This window comes from Aquipuribacter sp. SD81 (genome assembly GCF_037153975.1).
Taxonomy (GTDB): Bacteria; Actinomycetota; Actinomycetes; order Actinomycetales; family JBBAYJ01; genus Aquipuribacter.
In genome coordinates, this window is the sequence record NZ_JBBAYJ010000024.1 from 20122 (window position 1) to 34443 (window position 14322).

General features: G+C 76.3%; 14 protein-coding genes and 1 pseudogene. 11 read left to right on the forward strand and 4 right to left on the reverse strand.

Annotation, left to right across the window (positions count from 1 at the left end; genetic code table 11):
• The first annotated feature begins 55 nt into the window (after positions 1-55).
• The 8 genes from WAA21_RS14220 (at position 56) to WAA21_RS14255 (ending at position 9365) form a co-directional block, all read left to right on the forward strand.
• A complete protein-coding gene (locus tag WAA21_RS14220; protein WP_336923485.1) occupies positions 56-973 on the forward strand; it encodes a cation diffusion facilitator family transporter in 918 nt (305 codons plus the stop codon).
• A gap of 93 nt (positions 974-1066) precedes the next feature.
• Positions 1067-1624, forward strand: coding sequence for a peptide deformylase (gene def, locus WAA21_RS14225; RefSeq protein ID WP_336923486.1), 558 nt, complete (start codon positions 1067-1069; stop codon positions 1622-1624).
• Between the two features lie 66 nt (positions 1625-1690).
• Entirely contained in the window at positions 1691-4405 is a 2715-nt protein-coding gene (locus WAA21_RS14230) for a choice-of-anchor Q domain-containing protein (RefSeq protein ID WP_336923487.1), read from the forward strand.
• Between the two features lie 87 nt (positions 4406-4492).
• Complete coding sequence (locus WAA21_RS14235) at positions 4493-5038, forward strand: RNA polymerase sigma factor (RefSeq protein ID WP_336923488.1); 546 nt, start codon at positions 4493-4495, stop codon at positions 5036-5038.
• Positions 5035-5658 carry an anti-sigma factor gene (locus WAA21_RS14240; protein WP_336923489.1) on the forward strand — a complete coding sequence of 208 codons (624 nt, stop codon included), beginning with the start codon at positions 5035-5037 and terminating at the stop codon, positions 5656-5658. The genes WAA21_RS14235 and WAA21_RS14240 overlap by 4 nt, the downstream gene beginning before the upstream one ends.
• A gap of 152 nt (positions 5659-5810) precedes the next feature.
• A complete protein-coding gene (locus WAA21_RS14245; RefSeq protein WP_336923490.1) occupies positions 5811-6653 on the forward strand; it encodes a hypothetical protein in 843 nt (280 codons plus the stop codon).
• Between the two features lie 25 nt (positions 6654-6678).
• The gene (locus WAA21_RS14250) at positions 6679-8718 is read left to right on the forward strand and encodes a sensor histidine kinase (protein WP_336923491.1); all 2040 of its coding nucleotides are present in this window, start codon (positions 6679-6681) and stop codon (positions 8716-8718) included.
• Positions 8715-9365, forward strand: a complete 651-nt coding sequence (locus WAA21_RS14255; protein WP_336923492.1) for a response regulator transcription factor — start codon at positions 8715-8717, stop codon at positions 9363-9365. Before WAA21_RS14250 ends, WAA21_RS14255 begins: the two co-directional genes overlap by 4 nt.
• A 24-nt stretch (positions 9366-9389) precedes the next feature.
• Here WAA21_RS14255 and WAA21_RS14260 read toward each other — a convergent pair whose 3' ends face one another.
• Entirely contained in the window at positions 9390-9836 is a 447-nt protein-coding gene (locus tag WAA21_RS14260) for a GatB/YqeY domain-containing protein (protein ID WP_336923493.1), read from the reverse strand.
• Between the two features lie 86 nt (positions 9837-9922).
• Between WAA21_RS14260 and WAA21_RS14265 the strand changes: the two genes are divergently transcribed.
• Together WAA21_RS14265 and WAA21_RS14270 are read left to right on the forward strand one after the other, a co-directional pair.
• Complete coding sequence (locus WAA21_RS14265; RefSeq protein ID WP_336923494.1) at positions 9923-10144, forward strand: hypothetical protein; 222 nt, start codon at positions 9923-9925, stop codon at positions 10142-10144.
• Positions 10145-10182: 38 nt separating this feature from the next.
• Positions 10183-10566 (forward strand): annotated as a pseudogene (locus tag WAA21_RS14270) (TA system VapC family ribonuclease toxin); the annotation flags it as partial.
• Positions 10567-10688: 122 nt separating this feature from the next.
• Here WAA21_RS14270 and WAA21_RS14275 read toward each other — a convergent pair.
• Positions 10689-11396: a DUF305 domain-containing protein gene (locus WAA21_RS14275; RefSeq protein ID WP_336923495.1), complete on the reverse strand. Its 708-nt coding sequence runs from the start codon at positions 11394-11396 to the stop codon at positions 10689-10691.
• A 147-nt stretch (positions 11397-11543) separates the two neighbouring features.
• Between WAA21_RS14275 and WAA21_RS14280 the strand changes: the two genes are divergently transcribed.
• Positions 11544-13382, forward strand: coding sequence for an LVIVD repeat-containing protein (locus tag WAA21_RS14280; protein WP_336923496.1), 1839 nt, complete (start codon positions 11544-11546; stop codon positions 13380-13382).
• Between the two features lie 125 nt (positions 13383-13507).
• Here WAA21_RS14280 and WAA21_RS14285 read toward each other — a convergent pair whose 3' ends face one another.
• Complete coding sequence (locus WAA21_RS14285) at positions 13508-13852, reverse strand: hypothetical protein (RefSeq protein ID WP_336923497.1); 345 nt, start codon at positions 13850-13852, stop codon at positions 13508-13510.
• A 45-nt stretch (positions 13853-13897) separates the two neighbouring features.
• Positions 13898-14206 (reverse strand): hypothetical protein, encoded by a 309-nt coding sequence (locus tag WAA21_RS14290; RefSeq protein WP_336923498.1) that lies wholly within the window; start codon positions 14204-14206, stop codon positions 13898-13900.
• Positions 14207-14322: the final 116 nt, after the last annotated feature.

Genomic DNA, 14322 nt, shown 5'->3' on the forward strand with positions numbered 1-14322 from the left:
CACGCGCCCGGTCCTACCATCGCCGGGTGGCGGATCGGGGCAGCGTGTCGCAGCCGTGAGCGCCGGTCACTCCCACGGCGACGCCGGGACCGGCCGCGGCCGGCTCGCGGTCGTCCTCGGCCTCACGACGGCCGTGCTCGTCGTGCAGGTCGTCGGCGGTGCCGTGTCCGGGTCCCTCGCGCTGCTGGCCGACGCCGCCCACGCCGCCACCGACGCCGCCGGGCTCGGCATCGCCCTCGTCGCGGCGACGCTCGCGCAGCGCCCGGCCACGGACCGGCGCACGTGGGGCTTCCGGCGCGCGGAGGTGCTCGGCGCGACCCTCCAGGCCGCGGTGCTCCTGGCCGTGGGAACGTGGATCGCGGTCGAGGCGGTCGGCCGTCTCGCCGAGCCGCAGGAGGTCGCCTCCTCCGCCGTCCTCGTCTTCGGCGCGGTCGGGCTCGCGGCCAACCTCGTCGGCGTCCTCGTGCTCACGCGCGGCGGCGGGGCGCGCAGCGTCAACCTGCGCGCCGCGCTGCTCGAGGTCGTCAACGACGCGCTCGGGTCCGTCGCCGTGCTCGTCGCCGCCGCCGTCATCGCGCTGACCGGCTGGCAGCAGGCCGACGCCGTCGCGAGCCTCGTCATCGTCGCCCTCATCGTGCCGCGCACCCTCCGGCTGCTCCGCGAGACCGTCGCGGTGCTGCTCGAGAGCACGCCGCCGGGCCTCGACCTCGGCGACGTGCGCGCCCGGATGCTCGCGGTGCCGCACGTGCTCGACGTCCACGACCTGCACGCCACGCAGATCACGACGGGCGTGCCCGTCCTCACCGCCCACGTCGTCGTGGAGGACTCCTGCTTCCGCGACGGCCACGCCCCGCAGGTGCTCGACGCGCTGCAGACGTGCCTCGCCGAGCAGCTGCCGGTGAGCGTCGAGCACTCGACGTTCCAGCTCGAGCCCGGGTCCCACGCCGGGCACGAGCCCGCCGCGCACCACTGAGCCGTGCTCACCGCCCAGCGGTGGCACCCCACGGCGGCCCGGGTGCGAGGGTGTGCCGTCCGCCCGTCCCGAGAACCTCGTGGAGGTGCCCGCGTGGCCGTCCGTCCCATCCGCCTGTTCGGCGACCCGGTGCTCCGTGAGCGCGCCGTCGAGGTCGTCGACTTCGACCGCGAGCTGCGACGGCTCGTCACCGACCTCCGCGACACGATGCTCGACGCCGGCGGCGCGGGCATCGCCGCGCCGCAGGTCGGGGTCGGTCTCCGCGTCTTCACGTGGGTCGTCGACGGCGAGCACGGTCACGTCGTCAACCCGACCGTGCAGCTCGTCGGCGACGAGGAGGTGCTCGAGCGGGAGGGCTGCCTGTCGATCCCCGGGCTGCCGTTCGACTGCCGCCGGCACCTGCGGGTGGTGACGACCGGCTGGACGGTCGACGGTGAGCCGCTGCGTGTCGAGGGCACCGGCAAGCTGTCGGCCGTCGTGCAGCACGAGACCGACCACCTCGACGGGATCCTCTTCGTCGACCGGCTCGACCCCGCGACGAGGGCGCTGGCCGAGGAGGCCATCCGGGAGGCGGAGTGGAGCGGTGGCGTGGTGCCGGAGATCCGGGTGAGCCCCCACGCCCCGCTGCGGTCCGCGGCGCGGGGGGTGTGACGCCGGCCGTCCCGCGCGCATGTACCTGCGTACGACACGACGGCCGACCGCGACAAGGAGCACGACGTGCGCAGACTGATGTACGCCCTCGGGGCACCGGTGCTGGTGGGAGGGCTGGTGGTGGTGGCCCCCCTGGCCTCCAGCGCCGCGACCCTGCCCGTACCCGTCCTCGGTGACGACCCCGCCGACCCCGACTCGCTGCGCGGTGCGCTGCTGGCCGCCGAGGCCGACGACGAGCCCGACACCCTCGTGCTGGAGGCCGGCGCCACGTACGTCCTGGACGTGGCGGGCGCCGGCGAGGACGCGGGCGCGACCGGCGACCTCGACGTCTCCACCGACGTGACGATCGAGGGCAACGGCGCGACGGTCGACGCCTCCGCCCTCGGCGACCGGGCGTTCCACGTGCTCGCGGGCGGCTCGCTCACCCTCCTCGACGTCACCGTGACCGGCGGCACCGCCGCGGACGCGCCGTCGGCCGCCGGTGGCGGCAGCGGCGGCGCGGTGCTCAACGCGGGCGTGCTCGAGGTGCGCGGCTCCGCGCTCACCGACAGCACCGCGCTGCGCGCGGGCGGCGCGGTCGAGGCCTCGCCCGGCAGCACGACGACGCTCGTCGACACCGACGTCACCGGGAACGCCGCGGGCGCCCAGCCGGGCAACGGCGGTGGCCTGCACCTCACCGGAGCCGGCACGGTCGCCATCACCGGCGGCACCGTGTCCGGCAACACCGCGGCCGCCGAGGGCGGCGGCGTGTGGAACTCCGCCGCGGGCACCATGACGCTCGACGGCGTCGACGTCACGGGCAACACCGCCTCCGGCGCCGAGGCCACCCAGGGCGGCGGCGGCGTGTTCGCGGAGGCCGGCGGGGACGGCACGACGACGCTGACGGGCGGGTCCGTCACCGACAACGTGGCGGACGGTGCGGCCGGATCGGGCGGCGGCATCCTCAACGACCAGGCGACCGTCACGGTCGTCGGCACGACGGTCTCCGGCAACTCCGCCGTCCGCGCGGGCGGCGGGATCGAGGCGAACGTCGGCAGCACGACGCTCACCGACATCGACCTCAGCGACAACACCGCGGGCGCCGCGCCCGGCAACGGCGGCGGCCTGCACATCACGGGCGCCGGCGAGGCGACCGTGACCGGCTCGACCGTCACCGGCAACACCGCCGCGCTCGAGGGCGGCGGGCTGTGGAACGGCAGCGGCACGATGACCGTCACGGGCACGCTCGTCAGCGGCAACACCGCCTCCGGCGACGCCGCGGACGACGGCGGCGGCGGGCTGTTCAACAACGGCGGCGCGCTCGTCGTGCTCGACAGCGAGGTCACCGGCAACGCCGCCGACGGCGACGCCGGCTCCGGCGGCGGGATCCTCACCCTCGCCGGCACGCTCGAGGTCGACAGCAGCGCCGTGGACGAGAACACCGCGGTCCGCGCGGGCGGCGGCGTCGAGGCCACGGCGGGCAGCACGACGACGCTGACCGGCGGGTCGCTGTCGGGCAACACCACCGGCGCCGCGCCCGGCAACGGCGGCGGCCTGCACCTCACGGGCGCAGGCGTAGTGGAGGTGACCGGCACCGCGGTCGTCGGCAACACGGCGGCCGCCGAGGGTGGCGGGCTGTGGAACAGCGCGGCGGGCACCATGACCGTCACCGACGCCGACGTCAGCGAGAACACCGCCTCGGGGGCCGACGCCGACCAGGGCGGGGGCGGCCTGTTCAACGACGGCGGCGCGCTCGTGGTCGTGGACTCGCTCGTCGAGGCCAACAGCGCCGACGGCGCGTCCGGTTCCGGCGGCGGCATCCTCACCAACGGCGGCTCGCTCGAGGTCGACGGGACGTCGGTGTCGGGCAACGACGCCGTGCGCGCCGGTGGCGGCATCGAGGCCACGGTCGACGGCAGCACCACGACGGTCACCGCGTCGGTGCTCGCCGACAACAGCACGGGCGCGAACCCGGGCAACGGCGGCGCGCTGCACCTCACGGGGGCCGGCACCGTCGACGTGTCGTGGTCGACCGTGTCGGGCAACTCCGCCGCGAACGAGGGCGGTGGCCTGTGGAACTCCGCCACCGGCACGATGACGGTGAGCGACACCACGCTCGACGGCAACACCACCGACGGCGACGGCGGCGCGCTCTACAGCGACGGCGGTGCCCTGTCCGTCACCGACTCCACCGTCTCCGGCAACAGCGCCGCCGGGGCGGGCGCCGGGCTCGCGGCGGCGGCCGAGGCCGTGGCCGAGGAGGTCCGGCTCGTGCACGTGACCGTCACGGAGAACGCGAGCGGCGTGTCCGGACCGCTCACGCTCGGGAACAGCGTCGTCGCGGGCAACGACGGCGCGGACGGCGACGGCGCGGACGCCACGAGCCTCGGCGGCAACGTCCTCGGTGACGGGTTCGACCTCGCCGGGACCGACGACGTCATGGGCGTCGGCGACCCGCGGCTCGGTCCGCTCGCCGACAACGGCGGCGCGACGCTCACGCACCTGCCCGAGCCCGGCAGCCCCGTCGTGGACGCCGGAGTCAAGGACCTCGGCGACGACGAGGACCAGCGGGGCGCCACCCGTCCCGCCGGTCCGGCGCCCGACGCCGGTTCGGTCGAGCGCGAGCGCGGCAACGGCGGGAACGGCGGGAACGGCAACGGGAACGGGAACGGCAACGGCAACGGCAACGGCGGCAACGGCAACGGCGGGAACGGCAACGGCGGGAACGGCAACGGCGGGAACGGCAACCGCCCCGCCACGCCGGCGACGCCGATGACGGGCCGCGCCCAGTTCACGGGCTGACCCGACCGGCCGGGGGTGCGGGCCCGTCGAGGTCCCGCACCCCCGACCCGGCTCGGCGGAGGGGAGGACGTGCGTAGTCTCACCGGCGTGGGCCCGGACGAGCAGGCAGGCCTGCTCGAGTCCGTGCGCTCGCTCGACCCCGACGCGTGGGAGCACGTCTACCGCCGCTCGTACGCCTCCCTCCTCGCCTACGCGCGCCGGCGGCTGCCGGTCGCCGACGACGCCGACGACGCGGTGTCGGAGGCGCTCGCCCGGGCCGTCGCGACCATCGAGCGCTTCGAGGACCGGGGGCTGCGCCTGGAGGCGTGGCTGTTCGGCATCCTGCGCAACGTCGTGCTCGAGCACGTCCGTCGTGGCCGCCGCACGGCACCGCTGCCGGACTCCCACGACGTCGAGGCGCCGGAGCCGGGCCCGCTGGAGGGGGTGCTCGCGGCCGAGCTGACGGGATCGGTCAGGCTGGCCTTCGCGCGGCTGCGGGAGGACGACCAGGAGCTGCTGTGGCTGCGGCTGGTCGCCGGGCTCAGCGCCGCCGAGGTCTCGCAGGTCGTGGGCCGCCGGGAGGGCGCCGTCCGCCAGGGCCAGTCGCGGGCGCTGGGCCGGCTGCGTCAGCTGTTGGAGGAGGTGCACCCGTGAACGACGACGAGCTCGAGCGGACCCTCGCCGACGCCCTCGCCCCGGCGCCTGCTGCGCCGTCGCCCGAACGGGTGGCGGCCCTGCGGGCTGCGGTCGAGGCGCGCCGGCCGGGGCGCCGTCCGGCGGCGTGGTCGTCGGTCCCGCGGCGGACGCGTGGCGTGCTGGCCCTGGCCGCCGCGGCCGCGGTCCTCGTGGCGGCGGGCGCGGTCGGCGCCGCGCTCAGCGACGACGACGACGTCCTCGCGCGGGGCGAGCCGGAGTTCACCGCCCTGCTCGAGGCGGACGGTGGCGCGGTCGTGGACCTGTCCGGAGCGCTCGCGCCGGAGGGGCGCATCGTCGAGGTGGACTCCGAGGACCTGCCGGAGCTGCCGCGCGGGGAGTACTACGAGCTGTGGTTCGTGGGCCCGGACGACGACCTGCCCGGCGGGCCCGCCGACCGCGTGTCGGCCGGCACCTTCCACCCGCCGTACGGGGGCGGGCCGACGTACGTCGTGCTGCACGCGGCCGTCGACCCGGCGCTGTTCCCCGAGGCCGAGATCACGCGGGAGGTCGCCGACGGCGACCCGGCCCCGTCGCGCGACGTCGTCGCGCGCAGCGGGCTGCGGCTGGTCGACGGCTGAGGCGTCCCGCACCCCTACGACTCCTCACCCCCGGACCGCGGGAGATGACGGTCGGGACACGGTCGGGACGGCACGCCCGGGTGCCTGGGACACCGGTCGCCGAAGAGTCGGTCACGACACGGCACCACCCCCGACCGACTCAGGAGCACGACGTGACCACCACCACCTCGGCCACCGCCCGCCCGGGCGTGACCCCCGCCTCCCACACCCGCCCGACGACCGCACCTGCCCCCGCGGGTCCGGGCCGCCGCCCGACCGTCCTCCGCCGCGCCGCCCTCGTGGTGACGACGGCCCTCGCGAGCCTCTTCGCCGTCGTGTGGGGCGCGACGACCGTCGCCCAGCTCGTCACGGGGAGGGAGTCGGACCACCTCTTCCACCAGGTGACCGGGCAGGGTCTGCTGCTGTCCGCGCTGTGGCTCGGCGCCGTCCTGCCGCTCACCGTCGCCGGGTGGCGGGGCCGCGCGCCCTCCGCCGCCGCGGTGCTGCACACGGTCGGCTTCCTGCTCGCGGCCGTCACGGCGTCCGCCATGGCCCCCGTCGCCGGCGGGCCCATGGTCACCGGCGTCGCCGTCGTCACGGTCGCGCTGCTGTGGTGGGCGCTGCCGGTGCGGCCCCACGTGCGCAGCCTGCGCGCCCTCCGGCCCGCGCTCGATCCCGTCGCCGCACCGGTCGTCGCGGTCCTCGGCTGGCTGCACGTCACCTTCGCCGTGAGCGAGTCCGCGGTGCAGCGTGCGATGGCCGACGAGCACGCGACCATGGCGCACAACTTCGACATGGCGTGGGTGAGCCTGACGGTGGTCCTCGCCGGTCTCGCCGCCGTGCTCGTCCCCGGCGCCCGCCGCCTGCTCGCGGTGGCGGGGGCCGGCTCGGTCGTCATCGGCGCCAGCCGCTTCCTCATCACCGACGACGTGTGGTGGTCGCTGGCCGCCACGGCCTGCGGTGCGGTGGCCCTGCTCCTCGCGTGCGTCGCTCGCCGCGAGCGCACCCCGCGCTGAGGTCGCGAGACCTACAGTGACGCGCGTGAGCACCAGCGCCGCCCGCGCCGGGTCCCCGGCGCGGGCGGTCGCGCGCCGCGGCACCTGGGCCGCAGCCCTCGCCCTGGCGTGCGTGGTGACGTCCCTCGCCTCGCTCGTCGTCGTCGGGCGTGACGGCGCCTGGGGCCTGCCGGCCGCCGCCCACCTGCCGGTGGACGCCGCCATCGGCGTCGTCTACGCCGTCGTCGGCGCGGCCGTCGTGCTCGCCCGGGGCGGCAGCCCCCGCCTCGGCGGGGTGCTCCTCGCCGCCGGCGCCTTCGGCTCCCTCACCGTCTGCGCCACCGCCGTGGCGGCCACCGCCCGCGAGGTCGACACCACGGCGCTCGTGGCCGTGTGGGTGCAGAGCTGGTCGTGGGTGCTCGCGACCGCCCCGCTGCTCACCCTCGTACCGCTGCTCTTCCCCGACGGCCGGCTCCCGGGCCGGGGGTGGTGGGCCGCCGCCGTGGCGGCCGTCGTGGGCACGCTGCTCGTCTCGGCCGGGGTGGCGGCGTTCCCCGAGCCGTTCGAGGGCCGGCTCACCATCGAGCGGCCGCTGACCGACGAGTCGCTCGCCCGCGTGCTCGTGCCCGCCGGGGCGGTGCTCCTGCTCGGCGCCCTCCTCGCTGCGGCCGCCTCCCTCGTCGTCCGGGTGCGGCGGGCCACGGGCCTCGCCCGCCGGCAGGTGCTCGTCGTCGCGGTCGCGGCCGCCGTCCTGCTCGCGCACACGCTCGTGGTCGGCAGCATCCCGGCGCCCTGGGACGCGTGGACACAGGCGGTGGCGGCGTGCCTGGTGCCGGTGGCGATCGGGGTGGCCGCCACGCGGCACCGGCTCTACGACCTCGACGTCGCCGTGTGCCGGGGGATCGTGGCGCTCAGCCTGGCCGTCTGCCTCGCCGCGGTCTACGCCGCGCTCGTGGCGCTCGCCCAGCCCCTGCTCGACGGTCGGCCCGGTCTCGTCGTCGCGCTCGCCGCCGGGGTCACCGGCCTGCTCGTGCGGCCTCTCGCACTCCGGCTGCACCGGGGCGTCGACCGCATGTACTACGGCGACCGCGGGGACCCGCAGGCCGTGCTCGGCGCGCTGTCCGCGCGCCTGGGCGGCGGGCTCGACGTGGCCGAGGTCCCGGCGGCGGTGTGCGACACGGTCGTCGGGACCCTCCGCCTCGGCGGGGCGCGCCTGGAGCTCGCGCTGGGACAGGAGGGGATGACGGCGGCGACGGCGGGAGGGCCCGAGCCGGTCGGTGAGCCGTGGCGGCTCACGCTGCGCCACCGCGGTGAGGAGGTCGGCGCGCTCGTCGTCGCACCCCGGCCGGGGGAGCGGGAGGTCGCCGCGCGCGACCGGGAGCTGCTGGAGTCGGTGGGCGGCCTCGTCGCGCCGTCGCTCGCGGCGCTGCGGCTGCACCACGACCTGCAGCGCTCGCGCGAGGCCGTCGTCGTCGCGCGGGAGGAGGAGCGCCGGCGCGTGCGTCGCGAGCTGCACGACGGCGTCGGTGCGGCCCTCGCCGGGGTTCGCCTGCAGCTGGACACCGCGCTCGCCGCGGTCGCCGGGCAGCCCGTCGAGCCGCTGCTGCGCGCGGCCGGCGCCGGGGTGGAGGCCGCCACGACCGACGTGCGCGCCGTCAGCGACGACCTGCGTCCGCCCGCGCTCGACGAGCTCGGCCTCTCCGGCAGCCTGCACGCGCTGGCGCGTCGGGTCGCCACGCCCGACGTCCGCGTCGAGGTGGACGTGCCGCGGTTGCCGCCGCTGCCCGCGGCGGTCGAGGTCGCCGCCTACCGGACCGCGTCGGAGGCGCTCGTCAACGCCGTCCGGCACTCCGGCGGCACGAGGGTCCTCCTCCGCGTCGAGACGACGCCCGGCGCCCTCGTGCTCGACGTACTCGACGACGGGCGCGGCGCGGGCGCCGCCGCACGCGACGGCGGACAGGGCGTGCCCTCGATGCGGCTGCGGGCCGCGGAGCTCGGAGGCACGTGCGAGGTCGGCCCGGGCGCGGACCACGGCACCCTCGTGCGGGTCCGCCTCCCCGTCGCGGTGCCGGTGGTGGCCCCGTGACGTACCGGGTGCTCCTCGTCGACGACCACCCCCTGTTCCTCGACGGCGTGCGCGCCGCACTGGCCGGCGAGCCGGACCTCACCGTCGTGGGGGAGGCGCACGACGCCGCCGGCGGGGTCGCGCTCGCGGGTGAGCTGCGCCCGGACGTCGTGCTGATGGACCTCGGCCTGCCCGACGGCTCCGGCACCGACGCCACGCGGGCGGTGCTCGCCGCGGTGCCGGGCGCCCGCGTGCTCGTCATGACCATGTCGACCGACGACGACGCCGTCGTCGCGGCCATGCAGGCCGGTGCCCGCGGCTACGTGGTGAAGGGAGCCGGCCGCGACGACCTGCTCGCCGCGGTCCGCACGGTGGCCGCGGGCGGGGCCGTGTTCAGCCCGGCCGTAGCCGACCGGCTGGCGGCGTACTTCCGCGGGCTCGCGGCGGCACCGGGTCGGCAGGTGTTCCCGCAGCTGACGGAGCGGGAGCGTGAGGTCCTCGAGCTGCTGGCCCGCGGGCACGACAACCGGCGCCTCGCCCGCGAGCTGTTCCTGTCGGACAAGACGGTGCGCAACCACGTCTCCAGCGTGCTCGCCAAGCTCGGGGTCGCGGACCGGGCCGAGGCCGCGGAGCGCGCCCGCAACGCGGGGCTCGGCCGCTCGGGCTGACGCGTCCGGCTCGCGCTCGCGTGCTCAGGCCAGGCGCGAGCGCACGGCTGCGGCGACGGCGCCGCCGTCGGCCCGGCCGGCCACCTTCGCGTTGACGGCCTTCATCGCCGCGCCCATCTGCTGCATGCCGGTCAGCCCCTCGGTGGCGAGCACCTCGTCGACCAGCGCCTGCAGCTCGGCGGGCGACAGCTGCTGCGGCAGGTACTCCTCCAGCACCGCCGCCTCGGCGGTCTCACGCTCGGCCAGCTCGGGACGACCGGCGTCGGTGTACACCTGCGCGGACTCGCGGCGCTTCTTCGCCTCCTTGGCGACGACCTTCTGCGCCTCCGCGTCGGACAGGGTGCGCTGCTGCTTGCCGGCGACCTCGGCCTCGCGGACGGCGGTCAGGACCATGCGGAGCGTGCCGACGCGCAGCTGGTCGCCGGCCCGCATCGCGGTGGTGAGGTCCTCGCGCAGCTTCTCGACGAACACGCTGCGGAGGGTACGCCGCCCAGCACCCGCACGTTGCTCGCACGGTGGTGAGGTGCACCTCGCACCAGTGGTGCGACCCTGAGCGCATGCGGACGACGGTCACGCTCACCCCCGACGTGGAGGCCGAGGTCGCGCGTCTTCGGCGGGAGGAGGGCCTCGGCACGAGCGAGGCGGTCGTGCTGCCTGCTCGGCGGGGCATGGCGCGCCGGCGGGACACCCGCCCGTTCCGGCAGCGCACCGCGGCGACAGGAGCCCGGGTCGACCTCAGCGACATCGGCGAGGTCCTCGACGTGCTGGACGACGCGTGATCCTCGACGCGAACGTCCTGCTGTAGGCGGTCGTCTCCACGACGCGGCACCACGACCGTGCGCGCGCGTTCCTCGAGGAGCACCTCAACGGTGACGTCCGCGTCGGGCTGCCGTGGCAGAGCCTGGCCGCCTTCCTCCGCATCAGCACCCACCCGGGAGTCATGGCGAACCCGCTGTCGGCGCAGGCCGCCGCGGGTCATGTGAAGGACTGGCTCGCGGCACCCGCCGCCCGGCTCCCGGACGTCACCGCCGCGACGTGCTCGGTCCTCCGGTGGCTCCTCGTCGACCACGAGGTGACCGGCATCCTCGTGCCGGGTGCGCTGCTCGCGGCTCTCGCGGTCCAGCACGGCCTGCCGGTCGTGAGCGCCGACTCCGACTTCGCGCGCTTCACGGCGGCGACGTGGGTCAACCCCTTCGCCTGAGGTCCGGGCACCATCGGCGACGCCTGCCCTCGCCGCGTGGGCCCGCCGGGACGGCGGAGCCCGGCAGCGGCCGGCGTGCGGCGTCGAGGGCGCGCTCCCGCGCCTCACCCGCCGCCGGACGGCTACGCCTCCGGCAGCTCCGCGTACATCCGCGCCATCCGGTCGATCTCGATGCGCTGGTCGGAGTCGACGTGCTGCGCGAACTCCCACAGGCGGGGGTCCTCCGCGGCGCCGTCGGTCGCGATGAGCTCCTCGACCATCGCGAGGGCGCCCTCGTGGTGCGCGCTCATGCCGACGAGGAACTGCCGGACGAACTCGTCGCCGGAGGCGGCCTCCATCGCCGCCATCTGCTCCTCGCTCAGCATGCCGGGCATGCCCGAGTGGTCGCCGCCGTGGTCCCCCGAGTGCCCACCGTGGTCCGCGCCGCCGCGCTCCACCGCCGCGTCGTGCTCGGCGAGCATCCGCTCGAGCTGCTCGAGCTCCGCCGTCTGGGAGATGTCCATCCGCTGCACGAAGAGCCGCAGCTGCTCGTCGTCGGTGCGGTCCGCGACGAGCGCGGTCATGGCGAGGGCCTGCTCGTGGTGCACCTGCATGTCGCGCATGAAGGCGACGTCAGCCTCGCTGAAGGGGGAGTCGGCGAAGACCTCCTCCGCCTCGACCGGTGCCTCGGAGAGCACCTCGTTGGGCTCGCCCGGTGCGCCCGGCTGGATGTGGACGACGTCGGAGGGGAGCGCCTGCGGCTCCGCGGCGGCCGAGCACCCGGCGAGCGCGCCCGCCCCGAGGAGCGCCACGACGGCCGCGTACAGGGCGGTACGGGAAGATCCGGGCATTCGCTCCCTCTCGACCGGTCGTCCGGTTCAGGGTCTTGATTCTGCCGGACGGCGCGGCAAAGGTTAACCCGGTCAGCGGACCGCAACGGCGCGGGCGGCGGAGTTCGGGTCCCACCCCTCGGGGCCCGTCGCGAGATGAGGGCACACATGACGAGACATCCGTCCACCCGGTCCGCGCGCCTGCGCGCGGCCACCGTCGCCGGGGCGCTCGCCCTCGCACTGGTCCCCGCCGGCGTCGCCGCCGCGCAGGCCGAGCCGGACCCGCGCGCGGGCCTCGCGCCCGGCACGCAGTCCGGCACGGACGGCGCGGCGTTCACCGACCCGCTGCGCGACGCGGAGACGGTCGGCGTCGGCATGGAGCTGCTCGCCGAGCGCTCCAAGCCCGCCTACACCGGGGCGGCGGGTGCCTTCAACTACAGCAACATCAACTCCGACCTCGCGTTCCAGGGCGACTACGCCTTCTCCGGGAACTACCGCGGCTTCGGGGTCTACGACGTGTCCGACCCGGGGGCGCCGGTGCTGCGCACGACCGTCAACTGCCCGGGTGGCCAGGGCGACGTGTCGGTGTACGGCGACCTGCTCTTCATGTCGGTGGAGTCCGGTGCGGGGCGGGTCGACTGCTCGACGGACCCGACGGCGACGGTGTTCCGCGGCGTCCGCATCTTCGACATCAGCGACCCGCTCGCCCCGGTCCAGGTCGGCGGCGTGCAGACGTGCCGCGGCTCGCACACGCACACCCTCGTCACCCAGCCGGGGGTCACCGACCGGGTGTGGGTCTACAACTCCGGCACGAGCGGCGTCCGCCCCGCCGAGCAGCTGGCCGGCTGCGTGAACACGCAGTCGACGACCGACCCGCTGAGCTCCCGCTACAGCATCGACGTCATCGAGGTGCCGCTCGCGGACCCGGCGGCCGCGCGCATCACGAGCAGCCCGCGCGTGATGGCGAGCGAGACGAGCATCGCCGGCCTCAACCCCGGCGGCACGCAGGCCACCCTGCCGGCCGACGACCCCCGCGCCTCCGGCGAGGGCTACGCCGCCGGCGGCCAGCGGGTCTCCGCCACGGCGGCCTGCCACGACATCACGGCGTACCCGGCCATCGGCCTCGCCGCCGGCGCGTGCCAGGGCGACGGGATCCTCCTCGACATCACCGACGCGGCCAACCCGGTGCGGGTCGCGGACGCCACCGACGAGAACTTCGCGTACTGGCACTCCGCGACCTTCAACGACGCCGGGACGAAGGTCGTCTTCACCGACGAGTGGGGCGGGGGTGTCGGGGCGCGGTGCCGTCCGACCGACCCGGCCAACTGGGGCGCCAACGCGATCTACGACATCGAGCGGGACGCGTCGGGCGCGCCGTCGCTGGTGTGGAAGAGCTACTACAAGATCCCGAACGTGCAGGCGACGAACGAGACGTGCGTGGCGCACAACGGCAACCTCGTGCCCGTCCCGGGCCGCGACGTCATGGTCCAGGCCTGGTACGAGGGCGGCACGTCGGTGTTCGACTTCACCGACTCGGCCAACCCGGAGGAGATCGCGTTCTTCGACCGCGGGCCGTACGACGACGAGACGTTCCACCAGGGCGGGTACTGGTCGAGCTACTGGTACAACGGCAACGTCTTCGGCAACGAGATCTTCCTCGGCTTCGACAGCTGGGCGCTCACCGGCACGGACGTGCTGAGCGCGAACGAGATCGCCGCCGCCGCCGCGGCGGACGTCGACGAGCTCAACGCGCAGGCGCAGGAGCCGATCGAGCACGCGCCGAGCTTCACCCTGGTGCGGGCCCGCTACGACCAGGCCGTGCGCGCCGGTGCGCTGACGGGCAGCCGGGCCCGGGACGTCGCGAAGTTCGTCGACCGTGCCGAGGGCTTCGCCGAGCGGCAGCGCCCGGCGGCGCGCGCCACACTTCTCGCCCAGGCCCGACAGCTGACGGCCGACGACCAGGAGGCGCTCGCGACCGAGCTGCGCCGCCTGGCCGACAGCCTGTAGCCGACCCCGGCAGGACCGCGGCACGACCGCGGCACGACGGCGGAACGACGACAGCGGCCGCCGCACCCTCGGGTGCGGCGGCCGCTGCCGTGCGAGGGCTGTCGGGCCGGGCCTGCGGCCGGTGCCTACAGCTGGTTGCGGACCCCCGCCTCGTGCCGGACCTGTCGCACCTGGTCCCCGACGCCGCCGTCGAGCGCCCGGCCGGCGGGCCCCCGCCGCAGCAGCGGCAGCACGGTGCGGTGCCGGGCGTCCTCCAGCTCCAGTGCGAGCGCGGCGTACAGCGCGAGCGCCCCGAGTGCGAGGCCGACGACCGCCGCCACGGCGTACCAGGTCGACGACCCCGTGAGCTCCGCGACGCCGGTGAGGGCGAAGCGGAGCGCGGACGTCGTGATGACCGTCGCGGGGACGACCTTGGGGCTCGCGGCGGCCGCCGGCACGAGCAGGGCGCCCGCGGACAGCAGCAGCAGCACACCGAGCCCGGCGCTCGACGTGCCGGGCGGGCTCGTGAGGCTCGCCTAGCCCACGAGCGCCCACGTGCCCGACAGCACCGCCATGCCGGTGCCGGCGACCGGGTCGCGGGCGAGGAACCCGAAGACCGACGCGAGCGCCTGCAGCGGCACCGTGAAGAGCAGTGCGCCGAGTGCCACGAGCCGTCCCTGGTCCTCCGGCAGCCAGTCGAGCTGGAGGACCGCGAACGCAGTCGTCGCGACGAACAGGCCGAGGAACCCCAGCGGCAGCGGGGTGCCGATGGGCCGCAGCACGATCCGCGTGCTGCCGAGCTCCTCGGGAGGGACGCCGGCCCGCGAGCGAAGTCCGTCCCCCATCAGCGGACGAGTGCCCGCGTGCCCCACGGCTCCGCGATCCGGTCGGTCCTCATGGCTCGTCCGCCTTCCCTCGGGAGGGCCGGCGGCGACGCGGTGCGCAGCCTCGGGCGCCGGCC

Excerpts from the sequence above, each read along its gene's own strand:
- WAA21_RS14280 (WP_336923496.1), top strand. The coding sequence starts at position 11,544 with ATGACGAGACATCCGTCCACCCGGTCCGCGCGCCTGCGCGCGGCCACC.
- WAA21_RS14265 (WP_336923494.1), top strand. The coding sequence starts at position 9,923 with ATGCGGACGACGGTCACGCTCACCCCCGACGTGGAGGCCGAGGTCGCG.
- WAA21_RS14275 (WP_336923495.1), bottom strand. The coding sequence starts at position 11,396 with ATGCCCGGATCTTCCCGTACCGCCCTGTACGCGGCCGTCGTGGCGCTC.
- WAA21_RS14290 (WP_336923498.1), bottom strand. The coding sequence starts at position 14,206 with ATGGGGGACGGACTTCGCTCGCGGGCCGGCGTCCCTCCCGAGGAGCTC.